Consider the following 23,856-nt stretch of genomic DNA (forward strand, 5'->3'; position numbering starts at 1 on the left):
CCTGATGAACCAGCCCCAAACGACGCGCAAGAATGGCGCGCAGATCATCCTGAAAATGCTGGAGCTTCATGGCGTTTCCCATGTTTTCGGTCTGCCCGGTGAGACAACGATTGGCTGGTACAAGGAATGGCGCGCCAATAGCGGGATCGAGTTCGTGCTGACCCGCGATGAACGCACCGCAGCTTTCGCGGCCGAGGCCTATGCAAAGATCACAGGTCGCCCCGCCGTACTTGAAGCGCCCAGCCCCGGTGTGACCCATTGCACCCCAGGCATTACTGAGGCGTTCCTCAGCTCGGTTCCGGTGATCTATTTCAGCTCGGACATTCCGATCAATCAGGACAAAAAGCACGGTCTGACCGGCGTCGATCAAACTCGGCTCTATAACAGTATCTGCAAAGAAAGCTTCGTGCTGACCAATGCGCGCGAAATCCCGTTCCTGATCCGACGGGCCTTTCGCGTGGCGACCTCGGGCCGCCCGGCGCCGGTTCATATCCGCGTGCCGATCAACATTTTTGGCGAAGAGGCCGAGATCACCGACCTGTATGCCGAACCGGACTACAGCACCTATCCCGCGCACCGGCCGGTCGCGGATCACAGCAAGATCCGCGCTGCAATCGACGTGCTGTTGGCGGCGCAAAAACCTGCGATTGTCTGTGGCCAGGGCGCGCTGATCTCACAAGCCTCGGATGCGATCCTTGAACTGGCTGAACGGCTGCAAATCCCGGTCGGCACCACCACGCCCGGCAAAGGCACAATCCCCGAGGATCATCCACTGGCCTTGCGCGTCATCGGTGGCCGCGGCGGGATGGAGTATTCGAACCAATACCTTCTCGAAGCGGACACGATCTTCTTCATCGGCTCAAATACCGACAGCGCTGGAACGGATCACTGGAAGCTCTACGGCGATCCCTATACCAAAAACTTCCTGCACCTCGATATTGCCGAGGCGCATGTTGGAAACACCTTCCCGCTGAAGGTTGGCCTTGTAGGGGATGCCCGCGCAACGATTGAATATATGATCGAAATCCTGAAGGCTGAGCATCCCGGCCTTCAACGGACGCCATTGGATTTAAACCCGATAAAACAAAGGGCGCTGGACAAGGTCTTCAACTCGAACATCCCGATGCCCGAAGGTACGATCTCACCGGTCAAGCTGTCTCAGGTGTTGGACCGGATCATGCCCGATGACGCGCTTGTCACTTCTGAGCCCGGCGTCAGCGCGATCTATCCTTCGGCGCTGCTGACCTTCCGCAAACCGGGGCGGCGCTATATCACCAACTACTCGATGGGGGCGCTGGGATATTCGGTGCCTGCCGGAGTGGGCGCGATCTATGCCCATGACGGCCCGGTCATTTCCTTCACCGGAGACGGATCGTTTGGGTTCGTCATCGGCGACATGGAAACCCTCAAGCGCAGCGGCAAGAACATCACCGTCATCCTGACCCGCAACGACACGTTTGGATGGATCAGGGGTGAGGCGATCCTGCTCGACGATGTGGATGAGCCCTGGACCACCGATTTCGGACGCGTCGACTATTGCAAGGTTGCAGAAGGGTTCGGCTTCAAAACCGCCCGGATCACCTCCGAGGTCGATATCGAACCCATCCTGTCCGACGCCATCGCCAATCCCGGTGCGAATTTCATTGAGATGATGGTGCCCTCACAAGACAAGATCATCCCCTTCGTGCCCAATTGGGTCCGCGTCGCGCGCGCAAAGAACTTGCCCCACTTCTACTGAGGCAGGCTATAGGTCAGCAACTCCCGCACCAGCGGATTGGGAAAACGACGTTTGAAGGTGACGGCGTGAAAGCTTTCATTGATGCGGGGATGTTCCTCGGCCTCGACCAGACGGCCCGAGGACAGCTCATCCTGCACAACGATCGGGGCTACAAGTGCAAGCCCGATATCTTCACGCGCGAGCAGGCGCATCATGGCCATATCATCCACTTCGGCCGCGATCTGAGGCCGGACGGACATGCGGCTGGCCATCGAATCAAACGCCGTGCGGACGCTGCTATTGGTGGTTGGCAGGATAAAGGGCTGCTCTTCCAACAGATCCCGGATCGGGCGCTTCGGATCCAGTCGCGCCGGCGTGCCGACGATGCTGACGGGTTGTTCCGCCAGATGGTGCGTTTCAAAACTGGTCAAGCTGTCACTGGCAGGCTCATGATTCATGAGAACCAGGTCGAAATTCAGCGTCTCCAGCCCCTCAAGCAACTCGCTGGGATTGCCTGATCGCAGGATCACCTCAACATCTGAGCGCGCCAGCATTGGGCGCAGAAAGCCGATCTGAAAGTTCCGCGACAACGTCGCCTGCGCACCAACCCGCAGCGCCGTGCGCGCGTTGCCTTCATCCTGCAGAGTGGCCACAAGTTCTTGCCCTGTCGCGAAAATTGCGTCCGCATGGTCCAGCGCGATACGCCCGGCCTCGGTCAGATGCAGCTTGCGGCCACGACGTTCAAACAGGGGGTGACCCAGCCGTTCCTCAAGCTCCTTGATCTGAACAGAGAGCGCGGATTGCGAAAGGTTCAGCCGCTGGGCTGTCCGGGTCAGATTGCCATCATGGGCGACCGCCCAGAAGTAACGCAGGTGATGATAGTTAAGTGGCATATCGTTCTATTTAGTAGAACGTAATCTCCATAACAATGAATTTTTCATACGAAAGATTGCGCAATATGTCCTACTCAACCGGCCAAATCAGGCTGGACTCACAAGGAACGCGCATCATGACCTATCTGTTTCTACCCCTGCTCAGCCCGCTGATCTTGCTGGCATCGGCCTACTATGCCAGCCGCAATCCGGGACTGCGGCCGACCCATGTCTCGAGACTGTCGGAATGGGCAGCATTGGCGGCTTTCGGAGGCGCCGCGCTGTCGGCCCTGATGCTGGTTCTTCACGGCTCCGGCACCTCGGGATTGATCGGGTTCTGGGGTGTTGGCCTTTCCGTGCGGCTTGATGCGGTCAGCGCCACTATGCTGGTTCTGGTCAGCTTCATCGGATGGATCGTTCTACGCTACTCGGCCACCTATATGGATGGCGAGGCCCGTCAGGGTGCGTTCATCGGCTGGATGTCGGCAACACTCGCCTCGGTTCTTTTGCTTGTGATGTCGGGCAACCTGATCCAATTGCTCGCCGCGTGGATTGCGACCAGCCTGCTGCTGCACCAATTGCTGCTGTTCTACCCCGAGCGGACCACCGCCCGGCGGGCGGCGCGGAAAAAGGCCGTCGTGGCGCGTATCAGCGAAGGCGCGCTGGCCCTCGCGGTGGTTCTTTTGATCGCAAACTATGGCACCACGGACATTGCCTCGATCCTGTCTTCGGCTGAACCCAACGGGCTGACCATCGCCGCCGCCCTGCTGATTGCGCTGGCGGCTATCATGGCCTCGGCCCAGTTCCCGGTCCATGGGTGGCTGACCGAGGTGATGGAGGCCCCGACCCCCGTCTCGGCCCTGCTGCATGCGGGCGTCATCAACGCCGGAGGGTTCCTCCTGATCCGCTTTGCCGACGTGATGCTGGCGGCACCGGGCATCATGGCGCTGCTGGTGATGCTGGGTGGGTTCACCGCGCTATTCGGCGGTCTGGTGATGCTGACGCAACCGGCGGTGAAAACCTCGCTGGCCTGGTCGACCATTGCTCAAATGGCCTTCATGATCATGCAATGCGGGCTGGCCCTGTTTCCGCTGGCACTGCTACACATCGTGGCGCATTCGCTCTACAAGGCGCATGCCTTCCTCAGCGCGGGAGAGGCCGTGCGCAACGTAGCAGCCATCCGCAGGCCCGGCCCAGTCGCTGTGCCAAGCGCGCGGAACGTGTTGCTGGCATTTGCCACCGGCATCCTGATCTACGGCATCGTCGCCATGGCGTTCGGCGTAGACGGCAAATCCGTTCAGGCGATTGTCCTTGGCGTGATCCTGATCTTCGGCGTCGCCTATCTGCTGGCGCAGGGCTTTGCCGATGCCGCACCCGGCGCGTTGACCCGTCGTACTGTTGTCTATGCTGGCGTAACCTCAATCAGCTACTTCGTCTTGCAAATCATCGCCGTGCATCTGACCATGGGCGCCTTGCCCGCAGCGCCTGCGCCCGGGCCGTTGGAGTGGACGTTGATCATTCTCGCCCTGATCAGCTTTGGCGCGGTCGCTCTGGCGCAATCCACCTTCCCGCTTTGGGCCTCGCACCCGGCGGCGGCAGGCATTCGGGTGCATCTTTCAAACGGGCTCTATGCCAACGCAATCTTTGACCGGCTGCTGGACGGATGGTCCAAGCGCCAAACCGTGTAAGAGGGGTTTCTCAAAATGTATATGAAGCACGAAAGCTATCCTGCACCCCTCCTGGAACTGGTCGCACTGGCCAATGACGCGGTGCGTCAAATCCCGCCGCTGTTCCCGCTTGCCTCCAACGTCGCGGTGAACCCATTTCTGGGGCAAACACAAGAGACGCTGGCTGTGACGTCCGCCCGGTTGGCACGGGTTGCGGGCACGCGGATCACTCCGAACCGGGCGGTATTTGCGCAGAAACTGGCAAGCGGAGAGATTTCTGAGGTCGATCTGCGGGATGCCCTCGCCAGCGTCGAAAGCCGCTTTGACGCGCCCAGTTTCGAAGATCTGCAAGCTGCGCTTGGGTCCGAGACCGCGAAGCTGTCTCCCCTGCCCACGGTTGCCGATTTGGCCGCCGAGGTCTCCGGGATCGACTGGCCCGGTCTGATTGACGAACGGATCGGGGCCTGGGCCGCCAGCCATTTCGATCAGGGTCAGGCCCTGTGGCAACCCAACCGCACAGGCGGTGCCTATAGCGCGTGGCGCGAGTTCGCCTCACGCGATCTGACCCCGGAAATCCACGGCCTGAAAGGGTTCGGAGCTTTTGTCGCTGGCACCAACCGCTCGCAATGGCGGGCGATTGGCCGCGCCTCTGAGGCACTGGGTGTCACCCCAGAGGCGGCCAGCACGGCATTCCATCGTTGGCTGATGACACTGGGCGGTTGGGCGCAATATGCTCGCTATCTGCTGTGGCAGGCCGAATTGGAAGGGCAGACAGATACAAGCACAACCGAACTGCTGGCCATTCGCATGGTTTTCGAAGAGGCTCTGTTTGGTCTCTACCACGATCAGATTGCCGATCGCTGGGCTGAAATCATTGCCCAACATGAGGCCCCCATCACCCCGACCCGCGATCTGGTGATCGACACGGTGCTGCAGGACGCCTCGGAGCGCGCGCAACAACGCAAGTTGGCGCAAACCCTCAGCGAACGTCAGCCGCGCAAGGTCGAAGGCCGTCCCGAGGTGCAAGCGGCCTTTTGCATCGACGTCCGCTCCGAAGTCTTCCGCCGCGCGCTGGAATCGCAGGACAGCGGGATTGAGACCATTGGTTTTGCTGGCTTCTTCGGCCTCGCCAGCGCCCACAAGGCAGCTGGCTCGGACGTGACCGAAATACGGGGGCCAGTCCTGTTGAACCCGAACGTGTGCTCCCACGCGGCCGAGGGCGCGCAGTCCGACCTGAACCGCCGCTACACCGCACGGGCCAAACGGGCCTGGGGCCGGTTCAAACTGGCCGCGGTCTCGTCCTTCGCGTTTGTCGAGGCAACGGGCCCGGTCTATGCGGGCAAACTGCTGCGTGACGCTCTTGGCAAGGGCCACGGGTCTACGAAGTTCGACCCTGCGCCGAAGCTTGACGACGCGATCGACCTGCCTGCACGTATCGCCTCGGCCAAAGCCATCCTTGGGGCGATGTCTCTGACCAGCAACTTCGCTCGCGTCGTGATGCTGGCCGGTCATGGCGCGGATGTGACCAACAACCCCCATGAAAGCGCCCTGCAATGTGGCGCATGTGGCGGTCATGCCGGTGACGTCAGCGCCCGCCTTCTGGCCGGGTTGTTGAACGATCATACCGTACGTGAAGGGCTGCGCGCCGAGGGGATCGACATCCCAGCGGACACGCTGTTTCTGGCGGCGATGCACCACACTACGACCGACAAGGTCTCTCTGTTCGATCAGGATCAGGCGACGGGTCTGTGGGCCGCGCAGATTGCACAGCTGAAAAACTGGCTGACCTCGGCCGGACAACTGGCGCGGTCCGAGCGCGCCGCGCGTCTGCCGCGTGCCAAGGGGGCCAATGACATCGCCCGCCGCGCCACCGATTGGGCTGAGCTGCGCCCTGAATGGGGGCTAGCCGGATGCCGCGCCTTCATTGCCGCACCGCGGTCCCGGACCGATGGCACGGGTCTTGCGGGTCAGTCCTTCCTGCACAGCTATGACTGGCGCGCGGATGAGGGCTTTGGCGTGCTGGAACTGATCATGACCGCTCCGGTCGTGGTCGCCAGCTGGATCAGCCTGCAGTACTACGGTTCAACCGTTGCGCCCAGCCTGTTTGGCGGCGGGAACAAACTGCTGCACAACGTGGTTGGCGGCATCGGCGTGGTCGAGGGAAACGGCGGCGCGCTGCGCCCCGGCTTGCCTTGGCAATCCATACATGACGGAGAGTCGTTCCAGCACGACCCGCTGCGCCTGTCGGTCATCATTGAGGCCCCACGGGAGGCGATGAACGACATCCTCAGACGCAACGAAACCGTGAAAGAGCTGTTCGACAATCGTTGGCTGCACCTGATCGCCATGGATGAAAACGGCGATCTCGCCTGGCGTTACACCAAGGATCTGGAATGGGTCGCGATGGCGCGGGCCGAGATCAGCGCCATGGCGGCTGAGTAGCAATTGAGAGGCCCAGCGAGGACACCCGCCGGGCCTCTCACCTAAAGCGCGGCGTGGAACAGCTGCGTCAGGTTCTCTTTCGTCAGTTCAATCGGGTTGCCTCCACAAGAGGGGTCAATGATCGCGCCTTCGACCAGTTCGGGAATCCGATCCTCAGTCACGCCCAGTTCCGACAGCTGACGCGGGATGCCGAGCGCATCGTTGAACTCCTGCACGAAGTCGCGGAAGCCGTCGAAGCCGCCCTCGATCCCCAGATAGGCGGCGGCCTGTTGGAACCGATCCGCAATGACGGGTGCGTTGAATTCCAGCACAGCGGGCATGCAGACCGCGTTGGTCGTGCCGTGATGAGTGTTGAATACTGCGCCAATCGGATGGCTCATGGCGTGGATCGCGCCGAGCCCCTTTTGGAACGCCGTCGCCCCCATGGCAGCCGCGCTCATCATCTGCGCGCGCGCCTCAAGATCAGCGCCATCCGCATAAGCACGCGGCAGATAGTCCTTGACCAACCGCATCCCCTCAAGCGCGATGCCTTGGCTCATCGGGTGGTAATGCGGGCTGGAAAAAGCCTCGACACAATGGGCAAAGGCGTCAAGACCGGTTCCTGCGGTGATGAATTTCGGCATGCCAACGGTCAGTTCCGGGTCGCAGATCACCACGGTCGGCAGGACCTTCGGGTGAAAGATGATCTTCTTGGCATGGGTTTCGGAATTAGTGATGACACTGGCACGCCCCACCTCGGACCCTGTCCCGGCAGTTGTCGGCACCGCGATGATCGGCGCAATCACATCTGCATCCGCGCGGGTCCACCAGTCGCCGATATCTTCAAAATCCCAAATAGGCCGCGTTTGGCCCGCCATGAAGGCAACCATCTTACCAAGATCCAGTCCCGAGCCGCCGCCGAAGGCAATCACCCCGTCATGCCCGCCGGCATTGTAAGCCGCGACTCCGGCATCGAGGTTCTTTTCATTCGGGTTCGGGTCCACATCGCTGAACAGACCGCGGCCCAGCCCAGCCACCTCAAGAATATCTAGCGTCGCCGTCGTGATCGGCAAATCTGCCAACCCCTTGTCCGTCACCAGCAGAGGGCGATTCATCCCTGCCGCCGCACAGGCCTCAGGCAGTTCCTTGATGCGGCCAGCACCGAATTTGATCGCGGTCGGGTAGGACCAGTTTCCAACAAGGCTCATGATGTTACCTTCTTCAAATGGTAGGATTTTGGACGGGTCAGGTTGTGATACCCGATGACCGACAGGCCACCGCCCCGCCCGGTATTCTTGCAGCCGGTCCAGCATAGGCCCGGGTCCAGATAGTCAGCCCGGTTCATGAACACAGTGCCGGTCTCGATCTGATCACCCACTCGCGCGGCCCGGTCCACGTCACGGGTCCACAGGCTGGCGGTCAAACCGAATTCGCTGTCGTTCATCAGCGCGATTGCCTCTTCGTCCGAGGACACTTTCATAATCCCAACGACCGGCCCAAAACTCTCATCCCGCATCACGCGCATATCATGGGTGACGTTGGTCAAGATCTGAGGCGTCAAATAGGCGCCACCGTCATCCTCGGGGAATCTCTCGATATGGGCCACCGCGCCATCCGCTACAGCCTCGACAATCTGAGCGCGCACTTCATCGGCAAAGCGCACATTGGCCATCGGACCCAGGGTCGTCTCAGGGTCCAGCGGATTGCCCAGCCTGTAGCCCTTCACAATCTCGACCGCCTTCGCAACGAATTCGTCGAAAAGGCTTTCATGCACATAGATCCGCTCAATTCCGCAACAGCATTGACCCGAGTTGAACATCGCCCCGTCGATCAAAGTATCCACGGCGGCATCCAGATCGGCATCCTCCATGACATAGCCGGGGTCCTTACCGCCAAGCTCGGTCCCGACGCCAGTAAAGGTGCCCGCCGCCGCGCGCTCCATCGCCTGCCCACCCCCGACCGAGCCGGTGAAGTTCACGAAATCAAACGCATTTCCGGCAATCAGATCATGGGTCACATCGTGGCTGAGGAAGACGTTCTGAAACACATCCTCGGGCACACCGGCCGCGTGGAACGCCTGCGCCATCCTCTCGCCCACCAACAACGTCTGCGTGGCATGTTTCAGGATCACGGTATTCCCAGCAATCAATGCCGGAGCCACTGTGTTGATTGCCGTCATATAGGGATAGTTCCAGGGGGCCACAACAAAAACCACCCCATGCGGAACACGCTTGATGTACCGCCGAAACGTCTCATCCTCGCCCACGGCGATATCGGCCAAAGAACGCTCGGCAATCTCCGCCATATGGCTTGCGCGTTCATTGAACCCACCAAACTCGCCACCGTAGCGCACGGGCCGACCCATCATATGCGCAAGCTCAGGCACGATCTCATCATTCATCGCACCGACAGCTGCCACACCGGCCATTACCAGATCAACTCGCTCCTGCAAGGACCGCGCCGCCCAAGCCGCTTGCGCGGCGCGCGCCCGAGCCGCCACCTCAAACGCCGCGTCTCGAGATAACACCTCTCGCTCCGCAAAAACCGACCCGTCAATCGGCGAGACACACTTCAACATCTGCCCCATAGTTACTCCATTTCCGAAAAAACAGGATCCCTGCTTCATCTGGCTAAAAATATCCCGAGGAGCGTGAGGGGCTGGCCCCTCACTCCTGTCCTTTACGCGCGCTCAAACCCACGGGCAACTTCCCAATCGGTTACCACACGCGCAAATTCTTCGATCTCCACCTCAGCGGCCCGAGCGTAGTGATCCACCACCTCATCCCCCATAGCAGCCCGCAACATGGCCGACCCACGCAAAGCGCCCAATGCCGCACCAAGATTGCCGGGGATCATCCCCGTATCGCCCTGGTAAACGTCGCCGGTTGCCGCAGGTTGCAATTCCAATCCTTCCTCAATGCCGGCAATTCCCGCCGCCAGCATCCCGGCCATCACCAGATAAGGGTTCATGTCAGAACCGGGGATCCGGCATTCCACCCGAATGGCCTTGGTCCCATCGCCGCAAAGGCGGAAGCCAGCCGTGCGGTTGTCTACGGACCAAATGATCCGTGTCGGCGCAAAGGTGCCCTTCATGAAGCGTTTGTAACTGTTGATGTAAGGGGCCATGAAATACGTGTAATCCGGGGCGTACTTCAGCAGGCCAGCCAAATAGCTTTTCATCACATCCGACATGCCAAGCGGATCATTTTCATCAAAAAAAGCAGGCGCGCCGTCTTTCCACAGGGATTGATGCACATGGCTAGAACTGCCGACCTTGTCGTGATGCCATTTCGGCAGGAACGTTGCCGCATGACCATGCTGCCAGGCGATCTCTTTCACCGCATTCTTGGCGATCGAGTGGTACTCGGCCGTGTCCATCGCAGGCGCGTATTTGATGTTCAGCTCTTCCTGCCCGGTTTCGGCCTCACCTTTCGAGTTCTCAACCGGTATCCCCGCATTCCACAAATGGTTGCGGATCGGGCGCATCACATGCTCCTCCTTGGTGGTCTGGAGGATATGATAATCCTCGTTATAGCCGGAAATCGGCTCCAGATCTCGAAAGCCGTTTTTGCGGATTTCGTCGAAACTCTTCTCGAAAAGGAAAAACTCCAGCTCTGTCGCACACATCGCCTCGTAGCCCATGGCCTTCAAGCGGTTGACCTGCGACTTCAACATCGCCCGTGGCGCATGCGGCACCTCTTCATGCGTGTGATGGTCGAGGATATCGCACATCACCATAACAGTGCCTTCAAGCCATGGCACCGGGCGCAGGGTCGCAAGATCGGGCTTCATAACGTAGTCGCCATACCCCCGCTCCCAACTGGTCGAGGCATAGCCATCCGGTGTGCCCATCTCAAGATCGGTGGCCAGCAAGTAGTTGCAGCAATGGGTTTCTTCCCACGCGCCCGCTACAAAATGACCCGCGTGAAAGCGCTTGCCCATCAGACGGCCCTGCATGTCGACAAAGCACACCAGAACGGTGTCTACCTCACCCGCTGAAACCTGCGTTTTAAGATGTTCGAATGTAAGTGTCGCGGTCATTCTGCCCCCTCCTTCAAATTCCTGATGGCGGGCCACAGCAACGCCAAAATCTCAAATGCTACCGTGGCGACCCGTGACCGCGAACGCAACAGATCATTGCGACGTTTCGGTATGAGATTTCACAATCTGCGCCTGAGTGCCTGCAAACGCTGAAAAGACGGACGCGAGGTACTAACCGCGAGGCCTCAGACCTGCGGCTTGCGCGCGACGATCCAGACGGGATGATAGCTGAGAGAGACGCCGTTTTCGGTCTGAAACCGGCGTGTGTACTCTGCCTCGAACCGGGCGAGTGTGGATTTGGTCCAGACACTCTTCGCGCGCCCGTTGACGCCGGTCTTGCGCAAATGGCGCAGAACGTGGCGCGGCGTGGGGAAGTACGAGGGACGAAGGGCCTCGCCTGTCGCAAGCACCTCCATATGCGCCCCAACGGCGGCGGCCATCTGGTCAGGGTCGCACAAACCAGGGGCACGGGCCGAGGTGCCGATTTGGCTAAGTTCCCTGTATTGTTGCTGTCCAAAGCCCGAAATCACCAACCAGCCGCCCGGTGCGAGGGATCGCGCAGCCCGTTCCAACAGCACCTGCGGGTCTTCCATCCACTGGATCATCGACGCCGAGGCAAAGAGATCGGTCTTCTCGGGCCAGATCACCCGCCGCGCATCGCCGCAGATAAACTGCGCGCCCACCTCATCTGCCGTTTGGCCAGCTTCGGGTGCGATATCATTCAGGGTGAGGCTGTCAAATCGGTGAGATTGACACAGAAGCCGCGTGAAATGCCCAGTTCCGCACCCCAACTCAAATCCGCGTTCAAACTTGGCCGGGGCGCCATGTCGGCGCATCTCTTCCACCAGTTTCTCTGCCACCCAGGCCTGTTGGCAGGCGGTGTCGTGATAGCTTTGAAAGCTACGGCTGAAGCTACGCTGAACCCGGTCCGAGAGTTGCACTGTCATGCCAGCCACTCCGCCCAGCTTTGCCCCGCGCGGAACGGGACATGAGGACCTTCGACTGTTCGGACACTATCGGCACGCGAGGCCCATGCTGCCTTTTGCGCTTTGGTTGGCACAATGCGGTCGCGCGGTGGAATCCAAATACTATCAAAACCCGGATCTGCAGCTGGGCCACGGTCGATCACCGCGCGCAACTCGGCCCGAGCCGACGGGATATCCAGTTCGGGAACCTCTCCGATCATGCCCGCGCGGCGGCAGAATTTGGTAAAGCTGGCCTGAGACAATTGATCCGCCGTTGCGCGGATCATATCGGGTGCGATGCCCTGCTCGGCACTTGCGGGGTTCAGCGTTCCACTGACGGCGACCATACGGTCTGGACGCATCCCTGATTGGTTCAGCCAATGCGCGGCCGAGGCGACGCCGAAAGAGAAGGCCAGCAAGTCTACGCGATCGAACCGCGACAAGTCTGGCAGCGGGTCATCCAGCCGGTTATAACCCTCAACAAACAGCACATTTTCCCCACCTGTGAGGCAGGAGAACGGCGCAGGACCCAACGCCCATCCCCCGAACACGAGGATCAGATCGGGGCTATCCGAGCGTGCCAGCCAGTGATGCCTCATCCGGCGCCTCCGGCGAGATCGACCATGGCTGCAGTCACTAGACTCAGCTCATCGGGCGAGATGATGTAGGGCGGCATGCAATAGATATTGCGCCCAAACGGACGCAGCCAGACGCCTGTTTTTGGGGCGAGGCCATGGGCCACTGCAGGGTCGATACGGTCCTTCATCTCGATCACGCCGATGGCGCCCAGAACCCGCACATCCGCAACACCGGGCAAGTCACGAGCCGGAGCGAGTTCGACCTGCATCTGTTGCGCAATCCCTGCGACTTCCGCCCGCCAGTCGCGTTGGACCAATTGATCGAGACTGGCAACACCTGCAGCGCAGGCCTGAGGGTTGGCCATATAGGTCGGGCCATGCATCAGCACACCGGCCTCGCTTTCGCCGATGCCGCGCGCAACCGCCTCGGTTGCGATGGTGGCGGCCAGTGTAATGTGCCCTCCGGTCAGGGCTTTGCCGAGGCACAGGATGTCAGGCACCACATCCGCGTGGTCCATGGCAAACAGCTCGCCACTGCGGCCAAAGCCCGTGGCAATTTCATCGAAAATCAGTAGCACGTCATGCGCGTCACACAGCGCCCGTGCCCCCTTCAGCCAGTTCGGATGGTAGAAATACATCCCGCCCGCACCCTGCACGACAGGCTCCAGGATCAGCCCCGCGATCTTGTCGCCTTTTTCGTCCAACAACTGCTCAAGTGCCAACATCCCGTTTTCTGAGGGGTCCTCCGACCAGTCCTGATCGAACCGAATGGCCGGGCGTGGCAAGAAATGCTGGATGGACAGAGCGCCCTTGAACAGTCCGTGCATCCCGTTCACCGGGTCGCACACGCTCATCGCTTTCCACGTATCACCGTGATAGCCGCCCCGAATGGTGGCGAACTCTGACCGCGCGCTTCGGCCTTTTGCGATCTGGTACTGCACCGCCATTTTCAACGCGACTTCGATGGCGACCGAGCCGCTGTCGCTGTAAAAGATGCGATCCAGACCCTCGGGCAGCATTCCGATCAGCCTTCGGCCCAGCTCAACGGCGGGCGCGTGAGTCAGGCCTCCGAACATGACATGCGGTAGTTGCGCCAGTTGGGCCTGCATCGCCTCGATAATTGCCGGGTGACGATGGCCGTGAACGGTACACCACCAGGAGGACATGGCGTCGATCATCTGCCCACCGTCCTCACGCGTCAACCAGACGCCCTCGGAGCTGGTAATCAGATGCATCGGGCCCGGATCCAGCACATGGGTGTAGGGGTGCCACAGGTGTCGGGCGTCAAATTCCAGCGGGGTCATAGAGCCCTCCGGATCGCATCAAGGTCGATGCTTTGGAACGCATCGGCCAGGTTTTCACGGGTCAGGTCCGAGAGATAGGGTATACGCCCCAAATGCCGCACCTTGCACATCTGTGCGATGGTCTGTTCGACATCCGGCTCAGGGTCGCCAACGAAGGCAACGCCAACGACATCGCACCTCGCATTGCGCAATGCCATCAGGGACAAAGCCGTGTGGTTGATCGTGCCAAGCGCGGTGCGCGCAACTAGAACCACCGGGGCTTTCCACTGCGCGAAGAGGTCCAGATAGAACACCTGCCGGTTCAGAGGGACCATCACCCCCCCTGCCCCTTCAACGACCAGAGGGCCTTCGCCCCGCGGCAATGCCAGTTGGGCAAGGTCGATCTCGACCCCCATATCCTCGGCGGACAGATGCGGCGAAGCGGGCATGTTCAGGCGATACGCCTCAGGCAGCACCTCGGCCCCCGACAGGGTGCGCACGACGTCGGTGTCGGTTGCATCCTCAAGCCCGGATTGCACCGGTTTCCAATAGGTGGCTCCAAGGGCGGCCGTCAGACCGGCGGAGAATACAGTCTTGCCGACGCCGGTGTCGGTTCCAGTGATGATCAGCGCGCTCATGCGGCCTCCGATTGATATGCCGCCAAAACGTTAAACAGGGCCGAGATATCGGCGCTATCTACATTGCCGGTGATGGAAATCCGCAAGCGTGACGTCCCGCGCGGTACCGTTGGCGGGCGGATGCCCCTGACGTCGAACCCTTGCGTCTGCAAGCCCTGCGCCATCGTCATCGTGCGCGCATCATCGCCCAGAATGACCGGAATGATCTGGCTGTTGAGCGCAGCCGCAGCAATTCCAATTGCGCGCGCCGCATCATGGGCATGGCCAATTCGCTTCTGGGCGTCGTCGACCAGACCTGTCTGAGCAGCCAGCGCCTCAAGGGCCGTACGAACCAAAGCGGCATTCAAAGGCGACGGCGCGGTGGCAAAAATGAAGGGGCGTGCGCGGTTGATCAGCGTGTCGATCATGACCTTGGGGCCGCAGATCAACCCTCCGGCAACGCCCAGACCTTTGCCGCAGGTGTGCAGCGTCAACAGATGGCAGTCGAGGTCATGCGCCATCCCCCGTCCCTGAGGTCCGAACACGCCGGTCGCATGGGCTTCGTCGACGACCAGAACAGCTTCCTGCTCTCGCGCCAAACCCGCCAGATCGGAAAGAGGGGCCAGATCCCCTTCCATCGAATAGACGCTCTCGACCGCGATCCAAATTTGGCCCGCGCCGCCCTCGGTCCGCCACTGCTGCGCCTTTTCACGCGCGTCGCCGACATCATTGTGCCGAAACGACCGCAGATCGGCCCGGCAAGAGCGCATGCCCTCATGCGCGCTGGCGTGAACCAAAGCATCAAAGAGGACCAGATCCTCGGCCGCAGGTAGGGTTGCGAAAATCGCCTGATTGGCCTGAAACCCACCACCCATGAACAACGCCGCCTCGGCCCCAAAGAACGCGGCGGCTTCGGCCTCCAGCGCTTCATGCTCGGCGTGATTGCCGCGCAATAGCCTAGAGCCGCCAGAGCCAACCGGAACACCGCGCGACAAGGCCTCTTGCGCGGCCTCTTGCAGAAGCTGCGATCCGGCAAGGCCCAGATAGTCATTCGACGCGAAATCCAATCCCGACGCAGGCGTCAGGACCCGGCGGCGATGCCGGGCCTGCAAGGTGTCGAGCATGGATTCGAGCCGAGCAGCAGCCTTCATTCAGCGGCTTCCTGGCCCGCCTGATCCCCGGCTTTCTCGGCTTGCAGACCAAGTTTGGCGAACAGGATCATATCGGTGTCCTCTTCGGGGTTTTCCGCCGTCAGCAGCGTTTCACCCACGAAGATCGAGTTCGCACCGGCGAAGAAACACATCGCCTGCATCTCGTCGCTCATCTCGCTGCGGCCTGCGGACAGGCGAACGTAGGAGGTTGGCATCAGGATACGCGCCGTCGCGATGATGCGCACAAAGTCGATCGGGTCGATCGGCTCGGCATCGGCCAGAGGTGTATCGGCCTGCGGCATCAGCATGTTGATCGGAACCGAATCCGGCGCGGGCTGCATGTTGGCCAGCGTGAGCAGCATGTCGATACGGTCGCCCGTATGCTCGCCCATACCCAGAATGCCGCCGGAACACACCTTGATCCCCGCTTCCTGCACTCGGTTCATCGTATCGATCCGGTCGGCGAAGGTGCGGGTCGTGATGACCTCGGAGTAGTAGCGCTCGGACGTGTCGATATTGTGGTTGTAGTAGTCAAGGCCTGCATCGCGCAGCTGCACGACCTGTGTGTCGTCCAGCATGCCCAGCGTCATACAGGTATCCATCCCCATGGCCTTGACGCCTTCGACCATCGCGACCAGAGCCGCCATGTCCCGCGCCTTGGGCTCACGCCAGGCAGCGCCCATGCAGAACCGCGTCGCGCCGCCATCCTTTGCCTTCTTCGCCTCGGCCAGAACACGCTGCACCTCGATCAGTTTGGAGGCAGGCAGGGTCGAGCCGTTGCGGGCCGATTGCGAGCAATAGGCACAATCCTCGGCGCAGCCTCCGGTTTTGATCGACAGCAGCTTCGAGGTCTGGATTTTGTTGGGGTCGAAATGCTCGCGATGGACGGTTTGCGCCCGGAACAACAGATCCATCAGCGGAAGATCATGAACAGCTTGCGCGGATTTTTTGGTCCAGCCGGAATGAGGGATGATCATTTTATCTATAAAACTTTCGGCAGCTTGCTTTGCGTCGAGTTTATTATCTATAAAATGTCACGACGCAACCCGGCATGCATCACAAGTTCAATATGACGCATCAATTCGCGGATCGTTGACCGAGGGCTATCCCAGAATACCCGGCAACCGCAGACCGTGTTCGCGGGCACAAGCCTTGGCATCCTCGTACCCCGCATCTGCGTGGCGCCACACGCCCGAGGCCGGATCGTTCCACAAAACCCGCTCCAACCGTTTGGCCGCTGCATCGGTACCATCGGCGCAAATGACCACGCCCGCGTGTTGGCTAAAGCCCATGCCGACCCCACCGCCATGATGCAAAGACACCCATGTTGCGCCCGAGGCCGTATTCACCAGCGCATTCAGCAACGGCCAGTCCGAAACAGCGTCCGAGCCGTCCTTCATCGCCTCGGTCTCGCGGTTGGGCGAGGCCACGGACCCGCTGTCGAGGTGATCCCGACCAATGACAACCGGGGCTTTTAGTTCTCCGTTGCGCACCATTTCGTTGAAGGCTAGCCCCGCTTTGTGACGATCCCCAAGACCGATCCAGCAGATCCGTGCGGGCAGGCCCTGGAAGGCAATACGCTCCTGCGCCATGTCGAGCCAGTTGTGCAGATGCGTGTTCTCGGGGAACAGCTCTTTCATCTTGGCGTCGGTTTTGTAGATATCCTCGGGGTCGCCGGACAAAGCGCACCAGCGGAACGGGCCGACCCCGCGGCAAAACAGCGGGCGAATGTAGGCGGGCACGAAACCGGGGAAGGCAAAGGCGTTCTCGAGCCCTTCATCTTGCGCCACTTGGCGAATATTGTTGCCGTAGTCCAGCGTCGGCACGCCCGCGTTCCAGAAATCGACCATCGCAGTGACATGTTGCTTCATCGAGGCGCGCGCGGCAGTTTCAACCGCTTTGGGATCGCTTTCGCGTTTGTCCTTCCACTGCGCCATGGTCCAGCCCAGCGGCAGGTAGCCGTTGACCGGGTCATGGGCGCTGGTCTGGTCGGTAACGATATCGGGGCGCATGCCACCGGCCTGCATCCGGGCGTAAATCTCGGGGAAGATTTCGGCAGCATTGCCCAGCAGGCCGACCGATTTCGCCTCACCCGCCTTGGTCCAGCGGTCGATCATCTCAAGCGCTTCGTCCAGCGTTTCGGCCTTTTCGTCCAGGTATTTGGTGCGCAGGCGGAAGTCGATGCTGTCCGGGTTGCACTCGACCGCCAGACAGCAGGCCCCGGCGAAAACCGCTGCCAATGGTTGCGCGCCACCCATTCCTCCCAGACCGCCGGTCAGAATCCACTTTCCGGTCAGGTCGCCGCCGTAGTGCTGACGTCCGGCCTCAGCGAAGGTCTCATAAGTGCCCTGCACGATGCCCTGCGTGCCGATATAGATCCACGAGCCAGCGGTCATTTGGCCGTACATCATCAGGCCCTTTTTATCGAGCTCGTTGAAGTGATCCCAGTTGGCCCAATGTGGCACGAGGTTCGAGTTCGCGATCAGCACCCGAGGCGCATCCGTATGCGTCCGCACAATGGCCACAGGTTTGCCGGATTGCACAACCAGTGTCTCGTCTTCTTCCAGGTCCTTGAGGCTGTCGACAATCATATCGAAGTCGTTCCACGTCCGCGCCGCACGCCCGATGCCGCCATACACAACCAGCTCATGCGGGTTCTCGGCCACGTCCGGATGCAAGTTGTTCATCAACATCCGCAGCGGCGCTTCGGTCATCCAGCTTTTGGTGTTCAACTCTGGCCCGGTGGGTGGATAGATATCACGGGTGTTCTTGCGAGGGTCGGTCATGATGCAAGCTCCAATGCTGTGTCTTGGACGGCGTCCAGAATGTCGAATAGCCAGCGGCGCAAACGTTCGGCTTTGCGGTCGTCATAGGACCATGGCGGGCGCTCGGTCGTCAGGTAGGTGGATTGCGCCAGCTCCATCTGAATGGCATGTAGACCCTCAGCCGGGCGGCCATAGTGGCGCGCCGTCCAGCCGCCCTTGAAACGCCCGTTCAAAACAGTGCTATAGGGTGATGAGGCGGCAAATTCATGGGCCGCTGCCTCGATCTCAGACGCGCAGGTCGTGCCGTTGTTTGTGCCCAGATTCATATCGGGCAAAACTCCGTCAAACAGATACGGAATGGTGCTGCGGATCGAGTGGCAGTCATAGAGGATGGCAATGCCGTGGATCGCCCTGACCCGCTCCATCTCGGCCATCAGCGCGGCATGATAGGGCGTGTGAAACGCGGCGAGGCGATCTGCGATGTCTTTGTCGGATGGCGGCTGGTCCCAGATCCCATTCCCATCGAAATCGGTCAGCGGAACCAGTGTCGTCGTGTTCTGACCGGGATAGAGCGACACGCCCGACGGATCGCGATTGGCGTCAATCACATAGCGGTGGAAACTCGCGCGGACTGTCGTCGCCCCGGGCAACAACCCGTCGTAGAGCGTGTGGACATGCCAATCCGTATCCGTCAGCGCCCTGCCCCGCGCGTTCAGCTTGGCCTGAATCTCTGGTGGCACATAGGTGCCCGTATGGGGCAGGCCCAAAACGATGGGGCTATCGCCTCGGGTGACCTCAACCGGGTCCATCACGCGCCCAACTCCGGCATGGCAATACTTGTGTTATGCGCGATCTCACCGCTGGAAATCAGGGCCGAGGCTGCCTCAATATCCGGCGCGGTATAGCGGTCGTCCCCCAAAGGCGGCACCACAGCGCGCAACCTGGCCATCACGCCTTGCAGAGTTTCGCTGGTGGGCAATGGCGCGCGGAATTCGATCCCTTGCGTGGCGCAGAGCAATTCGACCCCCAGAATACGCTCCAGATTGGTAACCATCTGCCCCAAACGCCGCGCGCCATGGGCCGCCATTGAGACATGGTCCTCCTGGTTGGCGGAGGTTGGCGTTGAATCCGTCACGCAGGGGTTGGCGAGATGTTTGTTTTCGCTCATCAAAGCCGCCGTCGTGACCTCGGCAATCATCAGGCCCGAGTTCAACCCCGGATTGGGGGTCAGGAAGGGCGGCAGATCAAAGCTGAGGACCGGATCGACGATCAGTGCGATGCGGCGTTGAGCGATGGCTCCGATCTCGGCCAAAGCCAGCGCGATCATGTCGGCGGCGAAACCAACCGGTTCGGCATGAAAGTTACCGCCCGAAACGATCAACCCGGCCTCGGACAGGACCAGAGGGTTGTCGGTGGCGGCGTTCGCCTCAAGCTCAAGCGTCGTAGCGGCTTGTCGGATCACGTCCATTGCCGCACCGACGACCTGCGGTTGGCAGCGGATACAATACGGGTCCTGCACGCGTGTATCGCCGTCGCGGTGGCTTTCGCGGATCACCGATCCGGCCAGCAGGGCGCGCATCGTGGCTGCGGCCTCAATCTGGCCGCGATGGCCGCGCAGACTGTGGATTTCAGGCTGCAACGGTGCCGTGGATCCCATGATGGCGTCCGTGGTCAGTGCCGATGTGACCAGCGCGCTCTGCGCCGCTTGCCAGGCTCCAAACAGCCCTGCCAAAGCAAAAGCGGTCGAAAACTGGGTGCCGTTGATCAGCGCCAGACCCTCTTTCGGGCCAAGCCCCACCGGCGTCAGGCCAGCTGCCGCCAACGCCTCAGCACCCGGCAAGACCTCGCCGCCATATTCGGCCTCACCCTCGCCCATCATGACAGCCGCCATATGCGACAGCGGCGCCAGATCACCAGAGGCCCCGACCGAGCCCTGTGCTGGGATCACAGGCGTGACGCCCTTGGCCAGCATAGCCTCGAGAAGCGTGATCAACTCCAGCCGCACGCCCGAGGCTCCGCGCCCAAGGCTGAGTAGCTTCAGGACCATCATCAACCGTGCATGCGCCCGCGGGACCGCAGGGCCGACACCGCAGCAATGCGATAGGATCAGATTGCGCTGCAAGGTCGCCGTATCCTCTGCCGCGATCTTGACACTGGCTAGTTTGCCGAAGCCTGTGTTGACACCGTAGACTGCGGCCTCACCCGCAGCGGCATCCGCGATGCGCGCGTGGGCAGCCAGAATGCCGGGATGGCATACCGGATTTAGCTGCACGGCGCATTCGTCTCGGAAAACCTGCTCCAACTGCGCCAGAGAAACAGCGCCGGGTGTAAGGGTCAGGGTGGTCAAACTGCGCCTCCGATAATGCGAGTGTGTAGCGGGTTGAAGCCGATGCGATAGGACAGCTCGGCCGGGTGAGTGACGTTCCAGATCGCCAAATCAGCGCGCATTCCGGGTACAATCTGGCCGCAATCGCGCAAACCCAGCGCGCGGGCCGCGTTGAGCGTAACACCTTTCAGCGCCTCTTCGGGCGTCATGCGGAACAGGGTGCAGCCCATGTTCATCGCCAAAAGCAGAGAGGTCATCGGGGCCGAACCCGGATTGCAATCCGTCGCCAAAGCCATCGGGACATTGTGCTTGCGCAGCAGGTCAATGGGCGGAGATTGCGTTTCGCGCAGTGTATAGAAAGCACCGGGCAGGATCACACCAACTGTGCCCGAGCGCGCCATCGCCGCCGCGCCCTCATCATCGAGATACTCGATATGATCCGCTGACAGTGCGCCATAGCTGGCCGCCAGCTTTGCACCGCCGAGATTGGACAGCTGTTCGGCGTGCAGTTTGATCGGCAAGCCAAGATCACGCGACACATCAAACAACGGCACGAGTTGGTCGGGCAGAAAGGCAATCCCTTCGCAGAAGGCATCCACCGCATCTACCAGCCCCTCGGCATGGGCGACCCGCAGGGTCGGAATGCAAACCTCAGTTATATATGCGTCCGGATTGCCCTTGTACTCCACAGGCACGGCATGGGCGCCAAGAAAACTGGTTATGACCCGCACCGGACGGTGGTCTTGCAAAGCCCGCGCGGCGCGCAGCATGGTCAGTTCGGTCTCGCGATCCAACCCGTAGCCGGATTTCACTTCGATGACCGAGACACCTTCGGCCAGCATCGCATCTACACGTGGCAGCGCCTGAGCGATCAGGTCATCCAAACTGGCATCGCGCGTGGCCGTTACCGTTGAGATTATGCCGCCACCGGCGCGCGCGACCTCTTCATAGCTCGCCCCATTCAAGCGCATCTCGAACTCGACCGCGCGGTGGCCGCCGTGGATGACATGCGTGTGGCAGTCGATCAGAGCGGGTGTCACCAGACGGCCTGCACAGGACCTCTCAGACAACCCGGCATAGGCTTCGGGCAATGCGGCCTGCGGCCCAACCCATGCGATTTTTTCGCCCTCGATCACAATCGCTGCTGATTCGATCACACCATAGGGCGCGCCATTCTCTACCATGGTTGCGGCACTCAGGTCCTTCAGGATGCGGGTTGTGGGCATTTGATTCTCGCATTGGATGCAATTCTCTCTTTTCTAGTACATTCCAATATGTTTTATGTCTATCCATAAAATGGAGAGCCACATGACCATCTTCGCGAAGCGCGCATTGCTACCAACAGGTTGGGCAGAAAATGTCAGGCTGGACCTGAAGGACGGGCACATCACCGCTGTGACAGCCGACACCAAAGCGCAGGACGTAGATGTCACGGTCGACACCCTGTTGCCTGCACTGGCCAACCTGCACAGTCACGCCTTTCAGCGGGCCATGGCTGGCATGACCGAATACCGGCGCGCCGGGCGCGACAGCTTTTGGACATGGCGCGATGTGATGTATCGTTTCACCGCCCAACTAACGCCCGATCAGATTCAGGCCATCGCGGCACTAGTCTATATGGAGATGCAGGAGGCTGGTTTCGCTTCCGTCGGAGAGTTCCACTATATGCACCATCAACCCAGCGGCGCACCCTATGAGCGGTTGGCCGAGCTATCCGACCGCATCATGGCTGCCGCCGTCGAAACAGGTATCGGTCTGACGCATCTGCCCGTCCTCTACTCCTATGCCGGAGTCGGAGAAGTGCCGTTGGAACCCGGGCAACAGCGGTTCGGCAACAACGTGACCCGTTTCCTGAAACTGGTGGACGAGGCCAAAGCGGCCAGCGCTGCACTGCCTGAGGACGCCCGGGTCGGTATTGCCCCGCATTCTCTGCGCGCGACCTCACCCGCCGATCTGAAAGAAGTGCTGAGCCATCACGTGGGTTTGGTCCATATCCATATAGCCGAGCAGCCCAAGGAAGTTTCGCAGGTGCAGGCTGGCCTGGGCGCGCGCCCGGTCGAATGGCTGCTGGGTAATGCCCCTGTCGGCAGGCAGTGGTGCTTGATCCACGCCACACACATGACCGATGAAGAGACGCGCGCATTGGCGGCCTCTGGCGCTGTCGCTGGCCTTTGCCCAATCACAGAGGCCAATCTGGGCGACGGCCCGTTCAATGGCGCGGCTTACCTGTCTGCAGGCGGCGCGTTCGGCGTGGGATCGGATTCCAATGTCCGGATTTCACTGACCGAAGAGCTTCGGACGCTGGAGTACTCCCAACGCCTGCGCGACCTGTCCCGCAATGTGCTCGTGGTTGGCGAAGGGTCCGTCGGACAAACCCTCTATTGCGACACCGCGACGGGCGGAGCGCAAGCGTTGGGCCGCGACGCGGGACAGATCGCCGAGGGCGCTTTGGCCGACCTTGTCGCCATCGACAGCAGTGATCCGGCGCTTTGTGCTTTGCGGCCGAACCAGTTGCTGGACGGGCTTGTGTTCGCCGCACAGGACAGGGTTGTTACCGACCTCTGGTCGGCCGGGCGGCATAAGGTCAAGGAGGGGCGCCACGTAGCACGTGACCAGATCGTGGCGCGGTACAGAAAAGCCATAAACGAGATATTGCCTCACTTGTAACGCTCGGCATCCTCTTTACGCGAGAGTCGCCTGCGATACATATTATGAACAAGCTTATTGAGGAAACGGGATCAGATCGTGACTGAACAGAAGAATATCGGTTTTCAGGACATCCGTGACGAGGTGATCAACCGTATCCAAAGCCGCATCTGGCCTCAGGGCAGTTTGCTTCCGACCGAGCTGGAACTGGCCGCCGAGTTCGGCTGCGCCCGCGCCACCGTGAACCGCGCGCTGCGCGAATTGGCGGAACAGGGCATCATCACTCGTAAACGCAAAGGCGGCACCCGGGTCGTTACGACCCCGGTCAAACAGGCCAAACTGCCGATTACCGTTGTCCGCCAGACGATCGAGGATATGAATGCCGAGTACCGCTATGCGCTTGTCAGCCGTACGCAGATCGACTGCCCCGCGTGGCTGCAGGCCAAGCTGGGCCTGCAGGAAGGCGCGCAAATCCTGCATCTTCAATGCATGCATCACGCCGACAACCGTCCCTTTCAGTTCGAAGAGCGCTGGATCAGTGTCGATGCCGTGCCTCACGTGGTGAATGAGAGCTTTCTGACCACCGGCCCCAATGAATGGCTGCTATCCGAGGTTCCCTTTTCCAACGCTGAGATCGCCTTCTCGGCGGTTCCGGCCACCGGGCAGTTGCAAGACTTTCTGTCAGTGCCACCGGGCACACCGTTGTTCCAACTGGAACGCACGACATGGTTCCAAAGCAAACCGGTCACATTTGTCAGAATGACCTTCCATCAAGGTTATCAGATGCGGACCACCTACTAACCCATT

The 23,856-nt window shown here is 60.7% G+C and carries 19 protein-coding genes; 5 read left to right on the forward strand and 14 right to left on the reverse strand.

Features of this window, described 5'->3' with window-relative positions; translation table 11 throughout:
* The first annotated feature begins 4 nt into the window (after nt 1-4).
* Nucleotides 5-1,738, forward strand: coding sequence for a thiamine pyrophosphate-binding protein (locus ACXAH8_RS15690; RefSeq protein WP_475219768.1), 1,734 nt, complete (start codon nt 5-7; stop codon nt 1,736-1,738).
* On the opposite strand, the gene ACXAH8_RS15695 is transcribed toward ACXAH8_RS15690, so the two are convergent.
* Nucleotides 1,732-2,610, reverse strand: a complete 879-nt coding sequence (locus ACXAH8_RS15695) for a LysR family transcriptional regulator (RefSeq protein WP_419740541.1) — start codon at nt 2,608-2,610, stop codon at nt 1,732-1,734. The two genes, ACXAH8_RS15690 and ACXAH8_RS15695, sit on opposite strands and share 7 nt — an antisense overlap.
* A gap of 116 nt (nt 2,611-2,726) precedes the next feature.
* Here ACXAH8_RS15695 and ACXAH8_RS15700 point away from each other — a divergent pair, with 116 nt between their 5' ends.
* Nucleotides 2,727-4,277, forward strand: coding sequence for a proton-conducting transporter transmembrane domain-containing protein (locus tag ACXAH8_RS15700; RefSeq protein WP_475219769.1), 1,551 nt, complete (start codon nt 2,727-2,729; stop codon nt 4,275-4,277).
* A 15-nt stretch (nt 4,278-4,292) separates the two neighbouring features.
* Complete coding sequence (locus tag ACXAH8_RS15705; protein ID WP_475219770.1) at nt 4,293-6,698, forward strand: YbcC family protein; 2,406 nt, start codon at nt 4,293-4,295, stop codon at nt 6,696-6,698.
* Between the two features lie 41 nt (nt 6,699-6,739).
* On the opposite strand, the gene ACXAH8_RS15710 is transcribed toward ACXAH8_RS15705, so the two are convergent.
* The 13 genes from ACXAH8_RS15710 to hutI form a co-directional block, all read right to left on the reverse strand.
* Nucleotides 6,740-7,885, reverse strand: coding sequence for an iron-containing alcohol dehydrogenase (locus tag ACXAH8_RS15710; RefSeq protein WP_475219771.1), 1,146 nt, complete (start codon nt 7,883-7,885; stop codon nt 6,740-6,742).
* The gene (locus ACXAH8_RS15715; protein WP_475219772.1) at nt 7,882-9,264 is read right to left on the reverse strand and encodes an aldehyde dehydrogenase family protein; all 1,383 of its coding nucleotides are present in this window, start codon (nt 9,262-9,264) and stop codon (nt 7,882-7,884) included. Before ACXAH8_RS15715 ends, ACXAH8_RS15710 begins: the two co-directional genes overlap by 4 nt.
* A gap of 92 nt (nt 9,265-9,356) precedes the next feature.
* Complete coding sequence (locus tag ACXAH8_RS15720) at nt 9,357-10,718, reverse strand: glutamine synthetase family protein (RefSeq protein ID WP_475219773.1); 1,362 nt, start codon at nt 10,716-10,718, stop codon at nt 9,357-9,359.
* A gap of 185 nt (nt 10,719-10,903) precedes the next feature.
* Nucleotides 10,904-11,665, reverse strand: coding sequence for a methyltransferase domain-containing protein (locus tag ACXAH8_RS15725; RefSeq protein WP_475219774.1), 762 nt, complete (start codon nt 11,663-11,665; stop codon nt 10,904-10,906).
* Nucleotides 11,662-12,282 carry a pimeloyl-ACP methyl esterase BioG family protein gene (locus ACXAH8_RS15730; protein WP_475219775.1) on the reverse strand — a complete coding sequence of 207 codons (621 nt, stop codon included), beginning with the start codon at nt 12,280-12,282 and terminating at the stop codon, nt 11,662-11,664. The genes ACXAH8_RS15725 and ACXAH8_RS15730 overlap by 4 nt, the downstream gene beginning before the upstream one ends.
* The gene (gene bioA / locus ACXAH8_RS15735; protein WP_475219776.1) at nt 12,279-13,565 is read right to left on the reverse strand and encodes an adenosylmethionine--8-amino-7-oxononanoate transaminase; all 1,287 of its coding nucleotides are present in this window, start codon (nt 13,563-13,565) and stop codon (nt 12,279-12,281) included. The genes ACXAH8_RS15730 and bioA overlap by 4 nt, the downstream gene beginning before the upstream one ends.
* Entirely contained in the window at nt 13,562-14,182 is a 621-nt protein-coding gene (gene bioD / locus ACXAH8_RS15740) for a dethiobiotin synthase (RefSeq protein WP_475219777.1), read from the reverse strand. Before bioD ends, bioA begins: the two co-directional genes overlap by 4 nt.
* Nucleotides 14,179-15,312: an 8-amino-7-oxononanoate synthase gene (locus ACXAH8_RS15745; protein WP_475219778.1), complete on the reverse strand. Its 1,134-nt coding sequence runs from the start codon at nt 15,310-15,312 to the stop codon at nt 14,179-14,181. Before ACXAH8_RS15745 ends, bioD begins: the two co-directional genes overlap by 4 nt.
* A complete protein-coding gene (bioB, locus tag ACXAH8_RS15750; protein ID WP_475219779.1) occupies nt 15,309-16,289 on the reverse strand; it encodes a biotin synthase BioB in 981 nt (326 codons plus the stop codon). Before bioB ends, ACXAH8_RS15745 begins: the two co-directional genes overlap by 4 nt.
* A gap of 126 nt (nt 16,290-16,415) precedes the next feature.
* Nucleotides 16,416-18,098, reverse strand: a complete 1,683-nt coding sequence (hutU, locus tag ACXAH8_RS15755; protein ID WP_475219780.1) for a urocanate hydratase — start codon at nt 18,096-18,098, stop codon at nt 16,416-16,418.
* Nucleotides 18,095-18,886, reverse strand: a complete 792-nt coding sequence (gene hutG / locus ACXAH8_RS15760; RefSeq protein ID WP_475219883.1) for an N-formylglutamate deformylase — start codon at nt 18,884-18,886, stop codon at nt 18,095-18,097. Before hutG ends, hutU begins: the two co-directional genes overlap by 4 nt.
* Nucleotides 18,886-20,424 (reverse strand): histidine ammonia-lyase, encoded by a 1,539-nt coding sequence (gene hutH, locus ACXAH8_RS15765; RefSeq protein WP_475219781.1) that lies wholly within the window; start codon nt 20,422-20,424, stop codon nt 18,886-18,888. Before hutH ends, hutG begins: the two co-directional genes overlap by 1 nt.
* Nucleotides 20,421-21,629: an imidazolonepropionase gene (gene hutI, locus ACXAH8_RS15770; protein ID WP_475219782.1), complete on the reverse strand. Its 1,209-nt coding sequence runs from the start codon at nt 21,627-21,629 to the stop codon at nt 20,421-20,423. Before hutI ends, hutH begins: the two co-directional genes overlap by 4 nt.
* An 82-nt stretch (nt 21,630-21,711) precedes the next feature.
* Here hutI and ACXAH8_RS15775 point away from each other — a divergent pair, with 82 nt between their 5' ends.
* Complete coding sequence (locus ACXAH8_RS15775) at nt 21,712-23,070, forward strand: formimidoylglutamate deiminase (RefSeq protein WP_475219783.1); 1,359 nt, start codon at nt 21,712-21,714, stop codon at nt 23,068-23,070.
* Between the two features lie 78 nt (nt 23,071-23,148).
* Nucleotides 23,149-23,850, forward strand: a complete 702-nt coding sequence (locus ACXAH8_RS15780; protein WP_475219784.1) for a GntR family transcriptional regulator — start codon at nt 23,149-23,151, stop codon at nt 23,848-23,850.
* Nucleotides 23,851-23,856: the final 6 nt, after the last annotated feature.

The sequence above is a fragment of the Ruegeria sp. ABV3_008 genome (assembly GCF_056161185.1).

Excerpts from the sequence above, each read along its gene's own strand:
- ACXAH8_RS15690 (WP_475219768.1), top strand. The coding sequence starts at position 5 with ATGAACCAGCCCCAAACGACGCGCAAGAATGGCGCGCAGATCATCCTG.
- ACXAH8_RS15695 (WP_419740541.1), bottom strand. The coding sequence starts at position 2,610 with ATGCCACTTAACTATCATCACCTGCGTTACTTCTGGGCGGTCGCCCAT.
- ACXAH8_RS15700 (WP_475219769.1), top strand. The coding sequence starts at position 2,727 with ATGACCTATCTGTTTCTACCCCTGCTCAGCCCGCTGATCTTGCTGGCA.
- ACXAH8_RS15705 (WP_475219770.1), top strand. The coding sequence starts at position 4,293 with ATGTATATGAAGCACGAAAGCTATCCTGCACCCCTCCTGGAACTGGTC.
- ACXAH8_RS15710 (WP_475219771.1), bottom strand. The coding sequence starts at position 7,885 with ATGAGCCTTGTTGGAAACTGGTCCTACCCGACCGCGATCAAATTCGGT.
- ACXAH8_RS15715 (WP_475219772.1), bottom strand. The coding sequence starts at position 9,264 with ATGGGGCAGATGTTGAAGTGTGTCTCGCCGATTGACGGGTCGGTTTTT.
- ACXAH8_RS15720 (WP_475219773.1), bottom strand. The coding sequence starts at position 10,718 with ATGACCGCGACACTTACATTCGAACATCTTAAAACGCAGGTTTCAGCG.
- ACXAH8_RS15725 (WP_475219774.1), bottom strand. The coding sequence starts at position 11,665 with ATGACAGTGCAACTCTCGGACCGGGTTCAGCGTAGCTTCAGCCGTAGC.
- ACXAH8_RS15730 (WP_475219775.1), bottom strand. The coding sequence starts at position 12,282 with ATGAGGCATCACTGGCTGGCACGCTCGGATAGCCCCGATCTGATCCTC.
- bioA (WP_475219776.1), bottom strand. The coding sequence starts at position 13,565 with ATGACCCCGCTGGAATTTGACGCCCGACACCTGTGGCACCCCTACACC.
- bioD (WP_475219777.1), bottom strand. The coding sequence starts at position 14,182 with ATGAGCGCGCTGATCATCACTGGAACCGACACCGGCGTCGGCAAGACT.
- ACXAH8_RS15745 (WP_475219778.1), bottom strand. The coding sequence starts at position 15,312 with ATGAAGGCTGCTGCTCGGCTCGAATCCATGCTCGACACCTTGCAGGCC.
- bioB (WP_475219779.1), bottom strand. The coding sequence starts at position 16,289 with ATGATCATCCCTCATTCCGGCTGGACCAAAAAATCCGCGCAAGCTGTT.
- hutU (WP_475219780.1), bottom strand. The coding sequence starts at position 18,098 with ATGACCGACCCTCGCAAGAACACCCGTGATATCTATCCACCCACCGGG.
- hutG (WP_475219883.1), bottom strand. The coding sequence starts at position 18,886 with ATGGACCCGGTTGAGGTCACCCGAGGCGATAGCCCCATCGTTTTGGGC.
- hutI (WP_475219782.1), bottom strand. The coding sequence starts at position 21,629 with ATGCCCACAACCCGCATCCTGAAGGACCTGAGTGCCGCAACCATGGTA.
- ACXAH8_RS15775 (WP_475219783.1), top strand. The coding sequence starts at position 21,712 with ATGACCATCTTCGCGAAGCGCGCATTGCTACCAACAGGTTGGGCAGAA.